This window comes from Vibrio sp. 2134-1, from assembly GCF_033339495.1.
The window spans coordinates 1-760 of the sequence record NZ_JAWOUS010000340.1 but is presented as its reverse complement, the minus strand read 5'-3'; the positions used below and the strand labels follow the sequence as shown (position 1 = coordinate 760).

Below are 760 nucleotides of genomic sequence, written 5' to 3'. Positions count from 1 at the left end.
GCACGCATTTTCCCGACCGTAAGAAACAGACTCCTCGGTGTAGTCTTCAAAGACTGGTTCACCATCGACACGTTGGATGGCGGGCGTGAAGCCGTTTTTCTCAATGTAGTCGATGTGCTTGGTTAAAGTGCGATCCAATACGCCTTGATCCCAATCTGCTTGCAATGCAGGGTAGTTCTCGTAAGTCGAAGAGTCGATCGCGGCTTTCAGCGCCAGCTCTTTCTCTTGCTGAGTAAACTCTTCTGGGAACTTAGTGATCGCATCCGCAATCACTGCTACCGCTGGGTAGCCAACCATGGTACCTGTCTCGTCACCTAAGTGCTCCCATTTCGGCAGCAAGCCGCTTTCAGTGTACTTCTGAACTAGGTTCTTTGCGTATTGTACCGCGCGGGTTGGCTCAGTGATGGTTTTTAGTGGGTGTAATGCACGTTGGGTATCCCATAGAGAGTAAACCGAGAAGTTTGGCTGTTCTTCTGTTGCTTGACCGTACGCGATGGAGTATTCCCCTTCGCCTTCACGAATTGAGCCTTTACCCATGCCACGGAATCGACCGTCTACATCTTGATGCACCATCGGCGCAATCTTGGTGTGGTAAAGCGCAGTGTAGAAGATCTCTTTCTGATCTTCTGTGCCCCCTTCGATAGAGAAGTTGAGTGCTTTTGCCCATTTCTCGCGTGCGTTGTTACGCGCAGTATCGAAAGAGACATTCGCTTCGGCATCGTAGTTGTTTTCTGCACCTTGAGGGTCAACCGCAGACAAC

1 protein-coding gene is annotated in these 760 nt (G+C 50.5%); it reads right to left on the bottom strand.

Annotation, left to right across the window (positions count from 1 at the left end):
• The coding region (locus tag R7R78_RS25850) for a glycoside hydrolase domain-containing protein (RefSeq protein ID WP_225474583.1) at positions 1-760 on the bottom strand (760 nt) is incomplete at both ends.